This window comes from Streptomyces sp. NPDC016851 (assembly GCF_055562795.1).
Map to the genome: position 1 here is coordinate 116,756 of NZ_JBVHEP010000004.1, position 17,624 is coordinate 134,379.

The window sequence follows — 17,624 nt, forward strand, 5'->3', positions numbered from 1 at the left end:
CGGCCGCATGCCCACGCTCCGGCCGGAGCCTTTCGAAGGGCACGTCCCAGATGTCTTTGTCACTCGACCCCGCCGGTCAGGACCTGCTGTTCCGCGAGGCCCGTACCCCGCACGCCTTCACGGACGAGCCGGTCACCGACGACCAGATCCGGGCCGTCTACGACCTGGTCAAGTTCGCCCCCACGTCACTCAACCAGCAGCCCCTGCGCATCGTCCTCATCCGGAGCCCCGAGGCCCGCGCCCGTCTGGCCCCGTACATGTACGACGAGAACCGGGACCAGCTGCTCGGCGCACCGCTCAACGCGGTCCTCCTCGCCGACAACGAGTTCCACGAGCAACTGCCCCGCCTGTTCCCCGTCTTCCCGCAGGCCAAGGACCTCTACTACGCCGAACGCCCGGCGCGCGAGCAGTCCGCCGCGTTCAACGCGGCCCTTCAGATGGGGTATCTGATCCTCGCGATCCGGGCCGCCGGCCTGGCTGCCGGGCCCATGACGGGCTTCGACTTCCCGGGCGTCGCCAAGGAATTCGCCGGCCCCGACCACAGCGTGGTGGCCGTGATGAACATCGGCCGGCCGGGCGAGAACGCCTTCTTCCCACGCCTCCCGCGCCTGGACTACGACGAGGTCGTGACCACCGTCTGACCGGCAGGAATGCCCTTCCCGCACCCTGGCACCCCCCGCACCCCCGCAACCGAGGCCGCCCTTCCGGTGGCCGAAAGGAAGCTGAAATGAGCGCTTTCCTCCTGTTCGAGAGCAAAGAGATCATCGACAACCAGAAGATGGAGGAATACAAGGCCCAGGTGCTGCCCGTCGTCGCCAAGTTCGGCGGCATCTACCGCGTCATCGCGGGAAACCCGTCGAACGTCGAGGGTGACTGGCACCCCGCCTACCTGGTGATGCTGGAGTTCCCCTCGGTCGAGCAGGCCAAAGCCTGGTACGACTCGCCCGAATACGAGCCGCTGAAGCAGCTGCGTCTGGCGAGCGCCCGCGGCACCGGCGTGCTCATCGAAGGGCTCCCGGCCGCCGGGTGAGCCGGGTGTCACCGGCCCCCGGAAGGGCCCCACTGCTGTGCCCACAATTCAATTCGTTCCGTCAAGGGCGACAATCATCACACCCTTCCGTGGGCCATGAGCACGGTTTTGCCGGTGATACGTTTGGCAGTGAAATGACAGGGCGGCGCTGTTTTCCCGCGCCGGTAATCCGTCGAAATTCAGGAGACTGGCACATTGGCCAAGGTACTCATCATCGCGTCCGATGGCACCGCCATCGATCACCTCGACTATGCCTATTTCCGCATGCTGGAGGAAGGGCTGGAGGTGACGATCGCCGCCCCGCGCAAGGGGCAGGTCAAGAGCAGTGTGCACTGGGGCGGTCCCGACACCTACCTCTACTACATCGAGCGACCGGGCTACGTCCTGCCCGCTCATGCGTCCTTCGACGAAATCGATCCCACGGAATACGACGGCATTCTGCTGCCCGGCGGCCGTGCTCCCGAATACCTGCGCAATGACGAGCGCTGCCTTTCGATCGTGCGCCACTTCATCGAGAGCGGAAAGCCGGTGGCCGCCCTGTGCCATGCCCCGCTGCTGCTCCTCGCCGCAGGTGTGACAGGGCGGTCGATGGTCTGCGCGGACGACATCGCGGTCGACGTCACCTCGTCGAAGAACACGTATGTGGAGAACAAGGGCGAGGCCCCCGGGCAGCCGGACCACGTGGTCGACGGCAACATCGTCACCGCGCGCGGCTGGTGGCACTACCACTCCTGGGTCCGGGAGTTCCTCAACCTCCTGCAGGAGCGTGGCGTCGAGCCTCTGAGCAGGCCCGCTTCGCGCCCGTCCCGTGTGCTCATCCTCGCCGGCGAGCACTCGAGCGCCGGACAGCTGTCGTACGCGCTCGAACGCACCCTGGAGGCAGGCCACTCGGCGACCGTCGCCGCGCCGGAGAAGACCGTCCTCAAGACCATCATCGACCCGCGGGAGGAGGGTTGGGATCCGAGCGAGGAGACGCCCGGACCCTACAACTTCGAGTCGCTGGGCTTCCTGATCCCGTCCGACCTCACGATCGACGAGGTCGACCCCGCTGAGTTCGACGCCCTGCTCATCCCGGGCGGCCGCGCCACGGAGTACCTGCGCAACATCCAGGGATTCCGTGACACCGTCCGGCACTTCGTCGAGCACGACAAGCCGGTCGGCGCCATCGCCGAGGGCGCGCGCCTGCTCCTGACGGCCGGGGCGACGGGGAGGAAACTGACCGGCCTGGACATGATCCGGTCAGAGATCGCGCACGACAACACCTACGTGGCCGGGGGCGACGTGGCCGTCCAGGACGGAAACATCGTCACGGTCTCCGCCCGGCCGTACTACCACGTGTGGATGAGCGAGTTCCTGCCGCTGCTTCCGTAGGGGCGCGGCACAGCGCACCGGTCGCGGAGAAGGCGCCTGCCTGCTCCGCGACCGGTGGGGCTTCGACCGCCGAAGAAGCTGATCTACTGTGCGTCATGCCGTTGTTGCTACTGGACTTGGACAACACGCTCGTCGACCGTGACGCGGCCTTCCGCGCCGCCGTCTCCGGCTTCCTCGCCGAGCACGGGCTGCCCGCCTCCGACCTCACCTGGGTGATGGCCACCGACGCCAGCGGCTACACCGCTCGGCACGACGTCGCCACAGCCCTGACCGAGCGGTACGGCGACGCGGTGCCCACCGCCGCCGTCCGTGCTCTGCTCGACACCGGTGCCGCCGATCGCGTCGTCCTGGCGCAGACCGCGCGTGACGCGCTGGGCAGAGCGCGGGCGCACGGCTGGACTTGCGTCATCGTGACCAATGGGCGCACCGTCCAGCAGGAAAAGAAGATCCGGAACACCGGACTCGATCAGCTCGTCCAGGGCTGGGTCGTCTCCGAAGGCGTCGGCCACAAGAAGCCGGCACCGGAGATCTTCCAGGCGGCAGCGGCCCTCGTCGGCCTCCCCCTGCCGGGCGCGTGGGTCATCGGCGATTCACCGCACGCCGACATCGCGGGCGCCGACACGCTCGGTCTGCGGAGTGTGTGGGTGTCGGACGGACGTGTCTGGACCGAGGACTCCTACCGGCCCACTCATGTCGCCGACGACGTCGCCTCCGCTATCGACCACGTCATCAGCCGGCGACCCTCCCCGCCTCCTCCCGCGCACGCAACTCCCCGTGGAGACGGGCGAACACCGCGCACACCAGCGGCATGACCAGCGGGGGCAGCAGGAGGAGCGCCACGGCCGTGGGCAGGATCAGCACGAGTACGCCGGTGATCCACACGTTGTCGTCGCTGAGCCACAGCATGCCGAGACCGGCGAAGTGGGCCAGGGGAGCGGCCGCGTACCGGGCCAGTCCGAAGACGAGCACCGCGGCGGCGGTGACCAGCGTGCCCAGGCCGAGGACGCGCCGGCGTGCGCGGCGGGTCAGCACCCAGGAGCGGTACAACGCCGCGAACGGGGAACGGCCCTCCAGCACCGTCTCGGCCGTGGCGAGGGACAGGCGGAAGTACAGCAGCGGGCCGAGGCACCCGACGGCGATCGGCAGCACCCAGCCCACCAGCGTGTACTGCGGGGTCGCGGTTCCGTGCAGGGGCGTGGGCTCGACACCGGGCACCTTGCCGCGCTCGACCAGGTCCCACCACATCAGGGCCGCCACCGCTACGACGCCCACCGCCAGTGCGGTCAGCGCGTTGACCACGAGGGCCGCGGGGAGGCGTCCGCGGGTGCGTCGCCACAACTCCCGGGCGGTCAGCGGTCCGCCGTCGCTCCTGGCGTGCGCGTCACCGACGGCGTACGCGCTGTGCAGGACGGAGAGGACGACGAGGCCCAGGACGAGCAGCAGCAGCGAGACCACGGCACCCGCCCGTACCAGCGGGGGCATGCCGCCGTCGGCGTAGGCCACGTAGGAGTCCTCGTTGGCGATGTTGGTGTCCGCGTAGTCCCGGACTGCCTCGAAGGTGTCCCACGTCTCCCAGAATCCGCCGGCCACGATCGCGCAGCCGAGCACGGCCGTCAGGGCGGACACGTGGAGGGTGAAGCCGTACAGCGCGCGGGGGTGGCGTTTGACGACGTCGAGCGCCCCACCGAGACTGCCGGCCGGCTGGTTTCCCTGGTGTGCCATGCCTGGCGTGACCTCCATGCGGCCCGGTAGCGGTGAAGGTCAAGACGCCGTGTGGGGTGCGTGGGGTTCCCGGGGGCCCAGGGCCCGGACAGGCCGGTCACCCCGCCCCCAGCACCACCGTCCCCGACGAGCAGAACCACCCACCCGTCCCGGACGCCACCCCCAGCCGCGGCAGCGCCCCGTCGGCGCCCCGCCGCACCTGCCGCTCCCCGCCCTCTCCCCGCAACTGCCGAACCGCCTCCACCAGCAGGAACAACCCCCGCATCCCCGGGTGCTGCGCCGACAGCCCGCCCCCGTCGGTGTTCACCGGGAGGCCCCCGCCGTCGACCCGCAGCCGGCCCTTCTCCACGAACGCCCCGCCCTCGCCCTTCCCGCAGAAGCCGAGGTCCTCCAGCGTCACCAGGGTCATGTAGGTGAACGCGTCGTAGATCTCCGCGAAGTCCATCTCGTCCGGCCGTACGCCCGCCCGCTCGAAGGCCAGCCGTCCGCTCACCGCCGCCGGGGACACCGTGAAGTCCGCCCACTCGGACATCGCCGCGTGCGAGACGTGCTCCCCGCTGCCCAGCACCCACACGGGCGACGTACGGCAGTCCCGTACGTACTCCTCCGCCGCCAGCAGCACCGCCGCACCGCCGTCGGAACGGACGCAGCAGTGCAGCTTGGTGAAGGGGTCGGCGATCATCGGGCCGGCCAGGACCTCGTCCACCGTGACGGGGGTGCGGAACATCGCCTCCGGGTTCAGGGCCGCGTTGGCCCGGGCCTGGACCGCCACCTGAGCCAACTGCTCGATCGTCGTGCCGTACTCGATCATGTGGCGGCGGGCCGCCATGGCGTACTTGGCGATCAGGGTGTGTCCGTAGGGGACTTCGAACTGCAGGGGGCCGCGCGTGCCGAAGGACAGCGTTCCGGTGCGGCGGCCCGCCCGTACGTCCGCGCGGGCCGTCGAGCCGTAGGCGAGCAGCACCACGCGTGCGTGCCCGGCCGCGATCGCGTCCGCCGCGTGGGCCGCCATGACCTCCCAGGTGGAGCCGCCGACGGAGGTGGAGTCGACCCAGGTCGGACGCAGGCCCAGGTACTCGGCGACCTCGACAGGGGCCAGGGTGCCCAGGCCCGCCGAGGCGAAGCCGTCGACCAGCGAGCGGTCCAGGCCCGCGTCGGCCAGGGCGCGCCGGGCCGCCTGGGCGTGCAGGGCGTACGGGGTCGCGTCGTCCACGCGGCCGCAGTCCGAGAGGGCCACGCCCACGACGGCCACTTTCCTCCGGGCAACCATGAATCTGACGGTACATCAGATAACGCCGGGCACAACCACGGCGTGACTCTGGGCATCCCCGCCCCTCCGCCCTAACATGACGCACCGTCAGATGCGGAGGTGCTACCCCCATGGACGCCCGCTTCACCCCCGAACAGGACGAGATCCGCCGCACCCTGCGCGAACTGATCCACAAGCGGTGCGGCCCCGAGGAGCGGCGGGCCGCCACGGGCGCCCCGGCCGGACACGACCCGGCCCTGTGGACCGCCCTCGCCGAACAGCTCGGCCTGCCCGGACTGGCCCTGCCCGAGCCGTACGGCGGCGTCGGCTGCTCGGTCACCGAGCTGGCCCTGGCCTGCGAGGAGACGGGCCGGGCCCTCGCCCCCTCCCCGCTGCTCGCGACGGCCGTTCTCACCGCCCCGCTGCTGCTCGCCCTCGGCACCGACGCCCAGCGGGCCGCCCTTCTCCCGCGGATCGCCTCCGGGACCCTCACCGCGGCCCTCGCGATACCGGGCCCCGCCCTCGCCACCGCCCTCGGACTCACCGGCCGCGACCCGCGCGGGGAGTGGGCCGGCGGCGGGCGGGCCGGGGGTGTGCAGGCCCGGCGGGCCGACGGCGGCTGGCGGCTGTACGGGCAGGCCGACCAGGTCCTCGACGGGCACAGTGCCCAGCTGCTCGTGGTGGCCGCGCACACCGGCGGCTTCGCCCGCTCCCGTGTCCTGCTCTTCCTCGTGCGCGATGACGCGGCCGGTGTCACCCGCGTACGGCAGACCGCGCTCGACAGCACCCGTCCGCAGGCCCGTGTCCAACTCCGCGACACGACCGCCGACTTGCTGGGCAGCGCGGACACCGACGCCCTCCCCGCCCTCACCCGGCTCGGCGACACCGTGGCCGCCTGTCTCGCCGCCGAGGCCGTCGGAGCCGCCGACCGGGTGCTGGAGAGGACCGTCGAGTACGTCGGGCAGCGCGAGCAGTTCGGGCGGCCGGTCGGTTCCTTCCAGGCGGTCAAGCACCGGCTGGCCGATGTGTACGTCCAGGTGCAGGCGGCCCGCTCGGCGGCGTACTACGCGGCCTGGGCGGTCTGCCGCGGCGAACCGGCCGGCGGTCTCGCGCTCGCCCAGGCGCTCCAGGCCCTGCGCTCGGCCGCCGCCGAGGGGATCCAGCTGCACGGCGGCATCGGTTTCACCTGGGAGCACGAGGTTCACCTGTACTTCAAGCGTGCCGCGGGCGACGAGCTGCTGTTCGGGCCGGTGCACCGGCTGCGGGCGCACGCCGCCGACGTGGCGCATGTCTTCGAGGAGGCCGGCCGATGAGAGGCGTGCGGTTCGTGCAGAAGGTGTCCTCCACCCGGGGGTTCGCGCGTGTGGCGCCGCACGTCATCCCGGCCCTGGACCGGGCCGTGCACCGGCTCACCCGCGGAAAGGTGCTGCTCAGCGCGCAGCTCCTGCCGGGAGTGGTGCTGACCTCGACCGGGGCGAAGAGCGGCCAGCCCCGTCGTACACCGCTGGCCTGTATGCCGGAGGACGGCGGACGCGGCTGGATCCTCGTCGGGTCGAACTTCGGGCGGCCGGGACACCCCGCCTGGAGCCACAACCTGCTCGCGCACCCGGACGCCCGCATCAGCTGGAAGGGCCAGGACATCCCCGTCACGGCCCGGCTGCTGGAGGGCGCGGAGCGGGCGGCGGCCTGGCAGGCATTGCTGGCGTTCTGGCCGCCGTACGCGGCGTATCAGGCGCGGGTGGAGCGGGAGATCCGGCTGTTCAGGGTCGTACGACGGTAGGAAGCGCGACAGGCGGCGGTCCACTCGGGTGGACCGCCGCCTGCCAGACAGGACTTGGATACGGGAAAAGGGCCGGGACCGGCCGGCCGGGCTACTTCGTGGGCTTCCTGCCCGTGACGCCCAGGTGCACCAACAGTGCGAGGTTCGGCTTCAGTTCGGCCTGCTTCACGCCCCAGGAGGAGAAGCCCTTCTGGTGGGAGGCGACGGCCGCGAGCATCGCGACCAGCGAACCGGCGACCGCCGCCGGGTTCACGTCCTTGTCGACCCGGCCCTTGGCCTGGAGCTCGGCGACGGCGTCCGCGAGGGAGTTGTTCACCGAGTTGAGGATCTTCATCCGGAGTTTGTAGAAGCGCTTGTCGCCCTCGGCGGCACCGAGATCGACGACCCGGAGGATGGCGTCGTTCTTGCGCCAGAACTCCAGGAACCCGTCGACGAGTTCCTGCGCCGTCTGCCAGCCGGCCTTGCCGGCCCAGGAACGGCCCTGGAGGAGCTCCGTCAACGCGGCGCCCTCCGTCGCCATTTGCTCGGCGATCTCCAGGACGGCGCCCTCGACGTCCGGGAAGTACTGGTAGAAGGTCGCGGGCGAAGTGCCCGCCTTCCGGGCGACATCGATGACTTTGACGTCCCGGTACGGGGAGGAGCTGAGCATCTCGCTGAGGCAGTCGAGCAGCTTCTGCCGGGTCGCCTGCCCACGCCTACCGGCCACGCGGCCGTCGACGGTACGCACTTGTCCTGTCATGCCGTCAGCTTACCGAGGCGTGATCGGGGCGCGATTCGGCCGACTGCAAATGGGGTGTAAGGGAGTGCGGGGGCTGGTGTGCCTGGTCTGCGGGGTGCGGCAGTCCCGGTTACGTTGTCGGCATGGCCGAAAACAGGGCATCGGTGTACGCAGAGGGCGTTCCCTGCTGGGTGGACGCGCAGCTTCCCGACGTCGAGGCGGGCAAGCGGTTCTACGGTGAACTTTTCGGGTGGACCTTCGAGGACTGGTTCGGGCCCTTCGCGCAGGCGCTGAAGGACGGCGAACCCGTGGCCGCGCTGGTCCGCAAGATGGACGGCCGGCTGCCCACCGTGTGGACGGTGTACTTCTCGACCCCCGACGCGGCGGCCCTGGCCCGTCGTGTCCGGGCGGCCGGCGGGCAGGTCGTCTCGTCGCCGGTGCCGGCCGGGGAGCTCGGCGTCACCGCCCTGGTCACCGACCCGGAGGGGGCCGTCTTCGCCCTGTGGCAGCCGGACGAGCACCCCGGCTTCGGCCGGCGGCACGAGCCGGGCACCTTCGCCTGGGCCGAGCTGTACGCCCGGGACACCGAGGCGGCCAACGCCTTCTACGGCGATCTCTTCCAGGAGGCCCTGTTCGGGCCGGACGCCGAGCCCGACGTCGGCCGCGCCCCGGTCACCGACGTGTTCCCGGCCGAGATGCCGCCCCACTTCCTCGTCCACTTCGCCGTCGAGGACGTACCGGCCGCGCTGGAGGACGTCACACGCCTCGGCGGCCGGATCCAGGCCCCGCCTTTCGACACCTCGTACGGGACGGTCGCCGTCGTCACGGACAATCAGGGGGCGTCCTTCGCGCTGCTGCACCGCTGAGCAGGGCAGATCGGGCAGTGTTTGGTCATTGTTTGATCGCCTGTGTACCGAGACATCCCAATTGTCACCGGGTTCGCAACCAGGGCTCCGGCCAGGAAGAATCGGGGTGCGTGCCGCCATGGCGGTGCGGTGGTGAGACGCTGCACGGGGTCGCGTGGAACATGTGGCTTGGCGCGGCTCGTACGGGGAGGTGGCAGGCAGAGTGGTGGATCAGCTGACACAGCACGATCCGCGGCGGATCGGGCCGTTCGAGGTGCTGGGACGGCTGGGTGCCGGCGGCATGGGGCTGGTCTATCTCGCGCGCTCGGCGTCCGGCCGGCGCGTGGCGATCAAGACCGTTCGCACGGAGCTCGCCGAGGACCAGCTGTTCCGGGTCCGCTTCACGCGTGAGGTGGAGGCGGCCCGCGCCGTCTCCGGCTTCTACACGGCCGCGGTCGTGGACGCCGACCCGCGCGCCGCCGTGCCGTGGCTGGCCACCGCGTACGTTCCCGCGCCCTCCCTCGAAGAGATAGTGAACGACTGCGGGCCGCTCCCGGCCCAGGCGGTGCGCTGGCTGGCGGCGGGCGTGGCCGAGGCGCTCCAGTCCATCCACGGGGCGGGGCTGGTGCACCGGGACCTCAAGCCGTCGAACGTCCTCGTCGTCGAGGACGGCCCCCGGGTGATCGACTTCGGTATCGCATCGGGCGTTTCGAACACACGTCTGACGATGACGAACGTCGCCGTGGGCACGCCCGCCTACATGTCCCCCGAACAGGCCAAGGACTCCCGCAGCGTCACGGGCGCGAGCGACGTCTTCTCCCTCGGCTCCATGCTGGTCTTCGCCGCCACCGGGCACCCGCCCTTCCATGGCGCCAACCCGGTCGAGACCGTCTTCATGCTGCTGCGCGAGGGCCCGGACCTGGAGGGCCTCCCGGACGAGCTGCGGCCGCTCATCGAGTCCTGTATGCAGATGGACCCGACGGCCCGCCCCAACCCGGCCGACCTCCAGGCCCAGCTCGCCCCCCACCTCTTCGGCTCCGGCTCCGACGACAGCGGCACGGCCTCCGCGTGGCTGCCCGAGCGGGCGGTGAGCCTGATCGAGACCCGCCGCAACGGCCGCCCGGCCGGCAAACCCGCCCCCGGCGCCGGCCGCAGCGGCGGCGGACGCCCCGCCCCGGGCCCCGCCCCCATCCCGCCCCCGCCCTCGCACGACCCCGTCGTCCCGGCGCCCGTGCCCGCCCCGGTCGGCGGCCCCGACACCGGCCCCGTCCGGCTGGCCGGCGCCCAGGTGCCCATCGGCCCGGGCCCGCGCGTCGCCGACGTCCGCGCCGCCGCCGTCAAGGCGCCCCCACCCGAGGCCGCCCTCGCCGCCTCCTGGGCCAAGCCCCGCCCCGGCGTCAACGGCACCGACCCCGCCGTGGGCCCCGCCGTCGCCGCGCCGCCGGCCCCGGCCGCGCCGCCCGAGCAGGCGAGCGGCTGGCGGCCCTGGCGCTTCCGCATGTCGAACGACGTCTGGGGCACCCCCTCCGTCGACGGCGACCTCGTCTACGTCACCTCCTTCGAGGTGCACGCGCTGGACGTGGCCACCGGCCGCCGCCGCTTCAAGACCCGGGACGTCGCCTGGTCCATGGCGGTCGCGGACGGCCGTATCCACGCCTCCGACGGACCCACGCTGTTCGCCCTCGACGCCCGCGAGGGCGCCGACCTGTGGCGCCTCCAGACGGACGCCTGGGTCTACTCGCTCAAGGCCGAACGCGGCACGGTCGTCACCGGCACCCGGGGCGGAGGCGTCCAGGGCTGGGAGGCCTCCAACGGGCAGAAGCTCTGGGAGGTCACCGGCTGCCAGAGCGACTTCGAGTCGCCCGAGGCCGGGCCCGCCCTGCACGACGGCACGGTCTACGTGTGGCAGGACGCCCGGCTGCGCGCCCTGGACGCCCGCACCGGCGACGAGCGCTGGTCGTACCCCATCGGCGACGCGGCCTCCTGCGGCGGCGTCCCGGTCCGGATCGCCCCGGCGAACGACGGCTACGTCTACGTCTGCGCCGGCACCCGCGTCCTCGCCCTCGACGTGGCCGCCGGGCACGTGAAGTGGCACTTCGAGGCCCCGGCCGTCTTCCTCTCCCCGCCCACGTTCGTCCCCGGCCCGGCCGTCACCGGCGGCGGCATCTACCTCGCCGACTACCTCGGCACGGTCTACGCCCTCGACGCCACCGACGGCCGGGACCGCTGGCGCATCGCCACCGAGTCCCGGGCCTCCGTCGACCCCGTCCTGGTCGCCGCCGGCCATGTCCACGTGGGCAGCGGCAAGGGCCTCTACACCCTCGACGCGGTCACCGGCACACCCAAGTGGCGCTTCCAGGCGGGCGGCGACATCGTGGGCGCCCCCTCGGTGGCCGAGGGCCGTATCCACTTCGGCTCCACCGACCACCTGCTCTACACCCTGAAGGCCGACGACGGCCGGCTCCGCTGGAAGCTCGCCACCGGCGGCGAGATCACCGGCTCCCCGGTCGTGCGGGACGGAGTGGTGTACGCGTGCAGCAAGGACCGCTGCGTGTACGCGCTGGACGCGGAGAAGGGCACGGGCACGGCGCGCACCAGCTAGGGACTGATCACGCGGGGCGTCAGTCCCGCAGCTCCGTCAGGAAGTCCAGCAGTGCCTCGTTCACCTCGGCGGGCCGCTCCTGCTGCGTCCAGTGGCCGCAGCCCGGCAGCACGAGCGGCTTCCGGCGCAGGTTCGGCATCAACTCGGGCAGCTTCTCGATCAGTTCGGGCGTGCCCGGGAAGGCCGGGACCAGATCCCGGTCGCCGTACACGTACAGCGCGGGCGGGGACACGACCGCTGCCTGCCAGGGGGCGGTCAGCTCCCAGTTGCGGTCCAGGTTGCGGTACCAGTTGAGCGCGCCGGTGAAGCCCCGCGCGTAGCTGTCGGTGAGGGCGTCGAGGTCCTCCTCGGTCAGCCACCCGGGCAGCACCTCGGGGTCGGGCGCGTCCGCCAGCCAGCCGCGGTCCGGGTCGACCAGAGCCTGCTCGGGGCGTCCGGCGCCCGGGGCGTCACCGGAGGCGGAGTACAGCAGCTTGCGCAGGGTGGCGCGGGTGTCGGCGGTGAACTCGGCCTCGGCGACCCCGGGCTGCTCGAAGTAGTTCCAGTAGAAGCGCCCGCCGAACCGCTCCCGCATCGTCTTGAGCGGCGGCTGCGCGCCCCGGAACGGCGGCGGCACGCTCAGCCCCGCCACCCCGCGCACCACGTCCGGCCGCAGCAGCGCGGTGTGCCAGGCCACCGGCGCTCCCCAGTCGTGCCCGACGACGAACGCCCGCTCCTCGCCCAGCGCGTGGACCAGCCCGACCACGTCGCCCACCAGGTGCAGGATGCTGTACGCCGCCACGTCCTCGGGGTGATCGCTGCGCCCGTATCCGCGCTGGTCGGGCGCGACCACCCGGAAACCGGCCTCGGCCAGCGGAGCGAACTGGTGCCGCCAGGAGTGCCAGGACTCCGGGAACCCGTGCAGCAGCACCACGAGCGGGCCCTCGCCCTGCTCCGCGATGTGCAGCCGTATGCCGTTCACGTCGATCATCCGATGCTCAACCACCCGTCGAGCATACGCGTGTATGGGTAAACGATTCCCTGGCGCAACCGGTCCTGGGCGTGACCGGCGGCTCAACGCAACCGGTACTCGCGCCGCCGCCCCGCGAACAGCCGGGCCTGCTCCTCACCCGTCGCGTTCCCGAGCGCGATCAGATGCGGTGCCTGTGCGACGCCCCGGGAGCGCCCCGCCTCACTCGCGGCCCACAGTGCCCGCACGGTCCCCTGCACGGCCTCGGCCGGATACCCGGCGAGAACGGCGGCGCACGCCCGCGCCGCCCCCAACGCCTCGCCCTCCGCGACGAGTTCCGACACCAGCCCGATCTCGTACGCCCGCCGGGCGGAGATCCGCTCCGCCGTCCCCATCAACGCCATCCGTGCGACCTCCCCGTACGGCATGCGCTGGGCCATCAGGACGGTCTCGTAGGCGCTGACCATGCCGTAGGTGGTGTGCGGGTCGAAGAACGCGGCGGTGGTGTCGGCGACCAGGAACTCCGCCTCCCCGAGCAGGTAGAAGGCGCCCCCGCAGGCCATCCCGCGCACGGCGGCGACGACCGGCTTCCACAGGTCGTTCGCCTTCGGCCCGATGCCGAGCAGCGGATCGTCCTGGGAGTAGGGCGAGTCCGGCTGCGGCACGACGGCGTCCCGGTCGATGCCCGTACAGAAGGCCCGCTCACCGGCCCCGGTGAGAACGACGGCCCGCACGGAGTCGTCGAACCGCAACTCCCGCCAGACCCGCGCCAGATCACCGGCCATCTCCAGATCGACGGCGTTGAGCCGGTCGGGCCGGTTCAGGGTGACGACGGCGACACCGTTGTCCTTGTCGGTACTGACCAGGACCTTGCTCATGGCCGCTCCGGGACCCATCGGGGAAGCCCGTCGTCGAAGACGGCCCGCACCCGGGCGCCGATCCTCAGACGGTCCGCCGGGAGGGAGCCGATCGGCTGGCCGGGACCGGCGACGAGGTTGCCGACGAGCCGGATGCGCGGCGCCTCGTCGAGTTCGACGACGACCACGTTGTACGGCGCCAGTTCGGCGTAGCCGGGCAGCAGCGGCGGATGCGGGACGACGTACGACCAGACGCGGCCCCGGCCGGACATCCGGCGCCACTCGGTCTGGAAGGACTGGCAGTGCGGGCAGCAGGGCCGGGGCGGGAAGCGGAGCTCACCGCAGCCGGCGCAGGCCTGGACCCGCAGCTCGCCCAGGGCGGCGTACTCCCAGAAGGGGGCGCCGTCGGTGTCGGTGACGGGACGCAGCATGTCAACTCCTCAGCAGCACGGCGGAGGTCGGGACGCCCTCGCCCGCGGTGACCAGACAGACCGAGGCGCCCGGCACCTGCGCGGTACTGGTCCCGCGCAACTGCTTCACCCCTTCGTTGACGAGGTTGAAGCCGTGGACGTAGGCCTCGGACAGCCCGCCCCCGCCGGTGTTCACGGGCAGCAGCCCGCCGGTCTCCAGCGCCCCGCCCTCGGTGAACGCCCCGCCCTCGCCCCGCCCGCAGAAGCCGTAACCCTCCAGGGACAGCAGGACCAGGGGCGTGAAGGCGTCGTAGATCTGGGCGACGTCCACCTCCTGAGGTGTCAGGTCGGAGTGCTTCCACAGATGCCGGGCGGCGGCCCAGGCCGGGCCCGTGAGGGGGTCGTCGTTCCAGTAGTTGACCATGCCGTGGTGCTGGGCGGGGAGCGACTGGGCGGCGGAGTGGACGTACACGGGCTTGCGGCGGCAGTCCCGGGCGCGCTCGGCGGAGACGACGACACAGGCCAGCGCCCCGTCCGTCTCCAGGCAGTTGTCGAAGAGGCAGAGCGGCTCGCTGATCCAGCGGGACGTCATGTACATCTCGCGGGTGAGGGGCCGGTCGTACATGATCGCGGCCGGGTTCTGGTTGGCCCGGTTGCGGCAGGCCAGGGCGACGTTGAACAGGTGGTCCCGGGTGGCCCCGTACTCGTGCATGTAGCGGCGGGCCAGCATGGCGATCTCGTCGACCGGCCGGAGCAGTCCGAACGGGCGGGTCCACTGGGCCGGAGTGGGCAGCTGGACGGCGGTGTTCGTCCACGGCCGGGGCCCGCTGCCCCGCTTGCGCGACCGCCAGGCGACCCCGACGCTCGCCTGCCCGGCGGCGACGGCGGCGGCGAGATGGGCGACCGTGGCACACGAACCGCCGCCTCCGTAGCCGACTTTGCTGAAGAACGTCAGGTCACCGAAGCCGCAGGCCTTCGCCAGCTCCACCTCGTCCGTCTCCTCCATGGTGTAGGAGGCGAGGGCGTCGACCTCGCCGGGCGCGATCCCGGCGTCGTCGAGGGCGGCCAGGACGGCACGGCAGGCGAGGGTGCGCTCGTCCTCGGGGAGCCGCTTGGCGAAGGGCGTCTGGCCTATGCCGACGATGGCGGTGGCGTCCTTGATGCCGCCCGATCCTGCTGCCATGCTGCGCGCACCTCCGGGCCGAACGGTTCGCTGACAGGCCGTCAGATTACAGCTAATCTGACGGACAGTCAGCTCCTGTGCCGGCTACTGCTGGGGAGGCTTGCGGTGCGAGCGGATACGGAGTGGGGAAGCATCCCGGGCCTGGTGCGCGCGGCGGCCGAGCGGTACGCGGACGTCGAGGCGGTCGTCGAGGGCCGTACCCGGATCACCTACGCGGAGCTGGGCGCCCGCGTGGAGCGCGCGGCGGCGGCCTGCCTGGCGCACGGCGTCCGACCGGGCGACCGGGTCGGCATCTGGGCGCCGAACACGCTCGACTGGATCGCCGGCGCCCTGGGCGCGGTCACCGCGGGCGCGGTGCTCGTCCCGCTGAACACCCGCTTCAAGGGCACGGAGGCGGCGGACGTGCTGCGCCGCAGCGGGGCCAGGCTGCTGTTCGTGACGGGCACGTTCCTCGGCACCTCGTACGTGGCGTCGCTGCGCCGAGCCGCCGGGCAGGGCCCGGGCACCGGACCGCTGCCCGGCCTGCCGGACCTGCAGCACGTGGTGGTCCTCTCGGCGGACGCCCCGGCCGACTTCCGCACCTGGAAGGACTTCCTGGCGAGCGGAGAGACTGTCGCGCCGGCACAGGTGCGGGCGAGGGCGGACGCGGTCGACGGCTCCCGGCCCTCGGACATCGTCTTCACCTCGGGCACGACGGGCCGCCCGAAGGGCGCGGTCATCACCCACGCCCAGACGCTGCGCGCCTACGACATCTGGAGCGACCTGGCGGGCCTGACCCGGGGCGACCGCTACCTCATCGTCAACCCGTTCTTCCACACCTTCGGCTACAAGGCCGGGGTGATCGCCTGTCTGATGCGGGGCGCGACGATGATCCCCCAGCCGGTGTTCAACGTGAACACGGTCCTCGCCAACATCGCGGCCGAACGGATCTCCGTGCTTCCCGGCCCGCCGACCCTCCTCCAGTCCCTCCTCGACCATCCGGCACGGGACGCCCACGACCTGTCGGCACTGCGCCTCGTGGTGACGGGAGCGGCGGTGGTGCCGCTGACGCTCGTCGAGCGGCTGCGCGGGGAACTCGGCGTCGGCACGGTCCTGACGGCCTACGGCCTCTCCGAAGCGGGCGGCGTCGTCACGATGTGCCGGCGCGGCGACGACCCGACGGTGATCGCGTCGACGTCGGGCCGCGCGATCCCCGGCACCGAGGTCCGGGTCGTGGACGGGCGGGGCGAGCCCCTGGGACCCGGCACACCGGGCGAGGTCCTGGTCCGCGGCTTCAACGTCATGACCGGCTACTACGAGGACCCGGCGGCCACCGCCGAGGTGCTCTCGGAGGACGGCTGGCTGCGCACGGGCGACGTGGGCGTCCTGGACGCCGGGGGCAACCTGCGCATCACCGACCGCCTCAAGGACATGTTCATCGTCGGCGGCTTCAACGCCTACCCCGCCGAGATAGAGCAACTCCTGAGCGTCCACCCGGACGTGGCGGACGTCGCGGTGATCGGCGTCCCCGACGCCCGGCTGGGCGAGGTCGGCAAGGCGTACGTCGTACGGCGGCCGGGCGCACTGCTGACCGCCGACGACCTGATCGCCTGGTCCCGCAGGGAGATGGCCAACTACAAGGTTCCGAGAACGGTGGAGTTCGTGGCGGAACTGCCCCGCAACGCGAGCGGAAAGGTCGTGAAGGGCGCGTTGCGGGACGGCCTGCTCAGCGGTCGGCCGGCGGCAGCGCCGGGGTCCCGGTGACGGACATGACCAGGGAGTACAGGGTGGTGTCGGCGGCGATGAACAGCCGGTTGCGCCGGGGGCCGCCGAACCGGATGTTGGCCACCGTGCCGGGCACCAGGACTCGGCCGAGGAGCGTGCCGTCGGGGTCGTAGCAGTGCACACCGCCGTGCAGGGCGGCGGCCCACAGGCGCCCCTCGTCGTCGAACCGGATGTTGTCGAACGTGCCGTCGCGGCACTCGGCGAAGACATCACCGCCGGTCAGGGTGGAGTCCGGCCGGACGTCGAACACGCGGATGTGATTGGCCAGGCTGTCCGACACGTACAGCTTGCTCTCGTCGGGGGAGAACACCAGCCCGTTCGGCCCCTGGAACCCCTCGGCGGCCACCCGCACCTCGCCGCTGCCCGGGTCCACGCGGTACACGTTCCGGGCCCCGATCTCGCTCTCCCCGCGGTGCCCCTCGTAGTCGGTCGCGATCCCGAACTCGGGGTCGGAGAACCACACCGACCCGTCGGACCTGACCACGGCGTCGTTCGGGCTGTTGAGCCGCTTCCCCCGGAACCGCTCGGCGATCACCGTGACCGACCCGTCGTGCTCGGTCCGGGTCACCCGCCGGTTGCCCTGCTCACAGGTGATGAGCCGCCCCTGCCCGTCCAGGGTGTTCCCGTTGGGATACCCGGCGGGCGAGCGGAACACCCCGACGGACCCGGTGGTCTCGTCCCAGCGCAGCAGCCGGTCGTTCGGGATGTCACTCCACAGCAGATACCGCCCGGCCGGCACGTACACCGGCCCCTCGGCCCACCGGCACCCCTCGAAAAGCGTCTCCAGCCGCGAGTCCCCGGCCTGACACCGCCCGCTCCGAAACCGCTCGTCGAGGGTCTCGTACGTCTGCGGTTGCTCCCCAGGCATACCCCGCCACCTCACCCTCGGTCCAACTCTCGATCTGCCCGACCACTATGCCGCCCACCGCTCCCACTCACCCCCGCCAACACGGGGAAACTGGAGCGTATGGGCGCCTTGCGGCTCCTGTTGCCTGGGAAACTCACCTGCCCCGTGACCCAATCGCTCCAACCCCCTCCCGGTATCCGTGCGGAGCGAGGTCCCCTGGAAGCGGAGAGAGTGTGCGGACCTTGTGGACTCCCGTGCGTCGCCCTGTGATCGGTGTCTCCCACGGCTGACGTATCC

Annotated in this window: 17 protein-coding genes; 9 read left to right on the forward strand and 8 right to left on the reverse strand. The window is 72.0% G+C overall.

Going from position 1 to position 17,624, the window contains the following annotated elements; translation table 11 throughout:
- Nucleotides 1-50 precede the first annotated feature (50 nt).
- The 4 genes from ACZ3I3_RS08300 (at nucleotide 51) to ACZ3I3_RS08315 (ending at nucleotide 3,213) form a co-directional block, all read left to right on the forward strand.
- Nucleotides 51-641, forward strand: coding sequence for a malonic semialdehyde reductase (locus ACZ3I3_RS08300; protein ID WP_467363540.1), 591 nt, complete (start codon nucleotides 51-53; stop codon nucleotides 639-641).
- Nucleotides 642-727: 86 nt separating this feature from the next.
- Nucleotides 728-1,030 carry a DUF1330 domain-containing protein gene (locus ACZ3I3_RS08305; protein WP_467363541.1) on the forward strand — a complete coding sequence of 101 codons (303 nt, stop codon included), beginning with the start codon at nucleotides 728-730 and terminating at the stop codon, nucleotides 1,028-1,030.
- Between the two features lie 195 nt (nucleotides 1,031-1,225).
- A complete protein-coding gene (locus tag ACZ3I3_RS08310; RefSeq protein ID WP_467363543.1) occupies nucleotides 1,226-2,401 on the forward strand; it encodes a DJ-1/PfpI family protein in 1,176 nt (391 codons plus the stop codon).
- 95 nt (nucleotides 2,402-2,496) lie between these two features.
- Nucleotides 2,497-3,213, forward strand: a complete 717-nt coding sequence (locus tag ACZ3I3_RS08315) for an HAD family hydrolase (RefSeq protein ID WP_467363544.1) — start codon at nucleotides 2,497-2,499, stop codon at nucleotides 3,211-3,213.
- Here the strand turns inward: ACZ3I3_RS08315 and ACZ3I3_RS08320 are convergent.
- Nucleotides 3,131-4,123, reverse strand: a complete 993-nt coding sequence (locus tag ACZ3I3_RS08320) for a hypothetical protein (protein ID WP_467363545.1) — start codon at nucleotides 4,121-4,123, stop codon at nucleotides 3,131-3,133. The two genes, ACZ3I3_RS08315 and ACZ3I3_RS08320, sit on opposite strands and share 83 nt — an antisense overlap.
- Before the next feature lie 97 nt (nucleotides 4,124-4,220).
- Nucleotides 4,221-5,393: a thiolase C-terminal domain-containing protein gene (locus ACZ3I3_RS08325; protein ID WP_467363546.1), complete on the reverse strand. Its 1,173-nt coding sequence runs from the start codon at nucleotides 5,391-5,393 to the stop codon at nucleotides 4,221-4,223.
- Nucleotides 5,394-5,503: 110 nt separating this feature from the next.
- Between ACZ3I3_RS08325 and ACZ3I3_RS08330 the strand changes: the two genes are divergently transcribed.
- On the forward strand, nucleotides 5,504-6,685 hold the full coding sequence (locus ACZ3I3_RS08330; protein WP_467363548.1) for an acyl-CoA dehydrogenase family protein: 1,182 nt from the start codon (nucleotides 5,504-5,506) through the stop codon (nucleotides 6,683-6,685).
- The gene (locus tag ACZ3I3_RS08335; protein ID WP_467363550.1) at nucleotides 6,682-7,152 is read left to right on the forward strand and encodes a nitroreductase family deazaflavin-dependent oxidoreductase; all 471 of its coding nucleotides are present in this window, start codon (nucleotides 6,682-6,684) and stop codon (nucleotides 7,150-7,152) included. The genes ACZ3I3_RS08330 and ACZ3I3_RS08335 overlap by 4 nt, the downstream gene beginning before the upstream one ends.
- A 91-nt stretch (nucleotides 7,153-7,243) precedes the next feature.
- On the opposite strand, the gene ACZ3I3_RS08340 is transcribed toward ACZ3I3_RS08335, so the two are convergent.
- Nucleotides 7,244-7,891, reverse strand: a complete 648-nt coding sequence (locus tag ACZ3I3_RS08340) for a TetR family transcriptional regulator (protein WP_010035683.1) — start codon at nucleotides 7,889-7,891, stop codon at nucleotides 7,244-7,246.
- A gap of 122 nt (nucleotides 7,892-8,013) precedes the next feature.
- Here ACZ3I3_RS08340 and kbpA point away from each other — a divergent pair, with 122 nt between their 5' ends.
- Nucleotides 8,014-8,736: an AfsK-binding protein KbpA gene (gene kbpA / locus ACZ3I3_RS08345; protein WP_467363552.1), complete on the forward strand. Its 723-nt coding sequence runs from the start codon at nucleotides 8,014-8,016 to the stop codon at nucleotides 8,734-8,736.
- A 202-nt stretch (nucleotides 8,737-8,938) separates the two neighbouring features.
- The gene (afsK, locus tag ACZ3I3_RS08350; protein ID WP_467363554.1) at nucleotides 8,939-11,317 is read left to right on the forward strand and encodes a protein serine/threonine kinase AfsK; all 2,379 of its coding nucleotides are present in this window, start codon (nucleotides 8,939-8,941) and stop codon (nucleotides 11,315-11,317) included.
- A 19-nt stretch (nucleotides 11,318-11,336) separates the two neighbouring features.
- On the opposite strand, the gene ACZ3I3_RS08355 is transcribed toward afsK, so the two are convergent.
- From ACZ3I3_RS08355 to ACZ3I3_RS08370, 4 genes are all read right to left on the reverse strand, one after another.
- Nucleotides 11,337-12,287 carry an alpha/beta fold hydrolase gene (locus ACZ3I3_RS08355; RefSeq protein ID WP_467364001.1) on the reverse strand — a complete coding sequence of 317 codons (951 nt, stop codon included), beginning with the start codon at nucleotides 12,285-12,287 and terminating at the stop codon, nucleotides 11,337-11,339.
- Nucleotides 12,288-12,370: 83 nt separating this feature from the next.
- The gene (locus tag ACZ3I3_RS08360; protein WP_467363555.1) at nucleotides 12,371-13,144 is read right to left on the reverse strand and encodes an enoyl-CoA hydratase/isomerase family protein; all 774 of its coding nucleotides are present in this window, start codon (nucleotides 13,142-13,144) and stop codon (nucleotides 12,371-12,373) included.
- Nucleotides 13,141-13,554, reverse strand: a complete 414-nt coding sequence (locus tag ACZ3I3_RS08365) for a Zn-ribbon domain-containing OB-fold protein (RefSeq protein ID WP_467363556.1) — start codon at nucleotides 13,552-13,554, stop codon at nucleotides 13,141-13,143. Before ACZ3I3_RS08365 ends, ACZ3I3_RS08360 begins: the two co-directional genes overlap by 4 nt.
- A gap of 1 nt (nucleotide 13,555) precedes the next feature.
- On the reverse strand, nucleotides 13,556-14,716 hold the full coding sequence (locus ACZ3I3_RS08370) for a lipid-transfer protein (protein ID WP_467363557.1): 1,161 nt from the start codon (nucleotides 14,714-14,716) through the stop codon (nucleotides 13,556-13,558).
- 105 nt (nucleotides 14,717-14,821) lie between these two features.
- On the opposite strand from ACZ3I3_RS08370, the gene ACZ3I3_RS08375 reads away from it, so the two are divergent.
- On the forward strand, nucleotides 14,822-16,459 hold the full coding sequence (locus tag ACZ3I3_RS08375) for a FadD3 family acyl-CoA ligase (RefSeq protein WP_467363559.1): 1,638 nt from the start codon (nucleotides 14,822-14,824) through the stop codon (nucleotides 16,457-16,459).
- On the opposite strand, the gene ACZ3I3_RS08380 is transcribed toward ACZ3I3_RS08375, so the two are convergent.
- A complete protein-coding gene (locus tag ACZ3I3_RS08380) occupies nucleotides 16,422-17,348 on the reverse strand; it encodes an SMP-30/gluconolactonase/LRE family protein (RefSeq protein WP_467363560.1) in 927 nt (308 codons plus the stop codon). The two genes, ACZ3I3_RS08375 and ACZ3I3_RS08380, sit on opposite strands and share 38 nt — an antisense overlap.
- Nucleotides 17,349-17,624 lie beyond the last annotated feature (276 nt).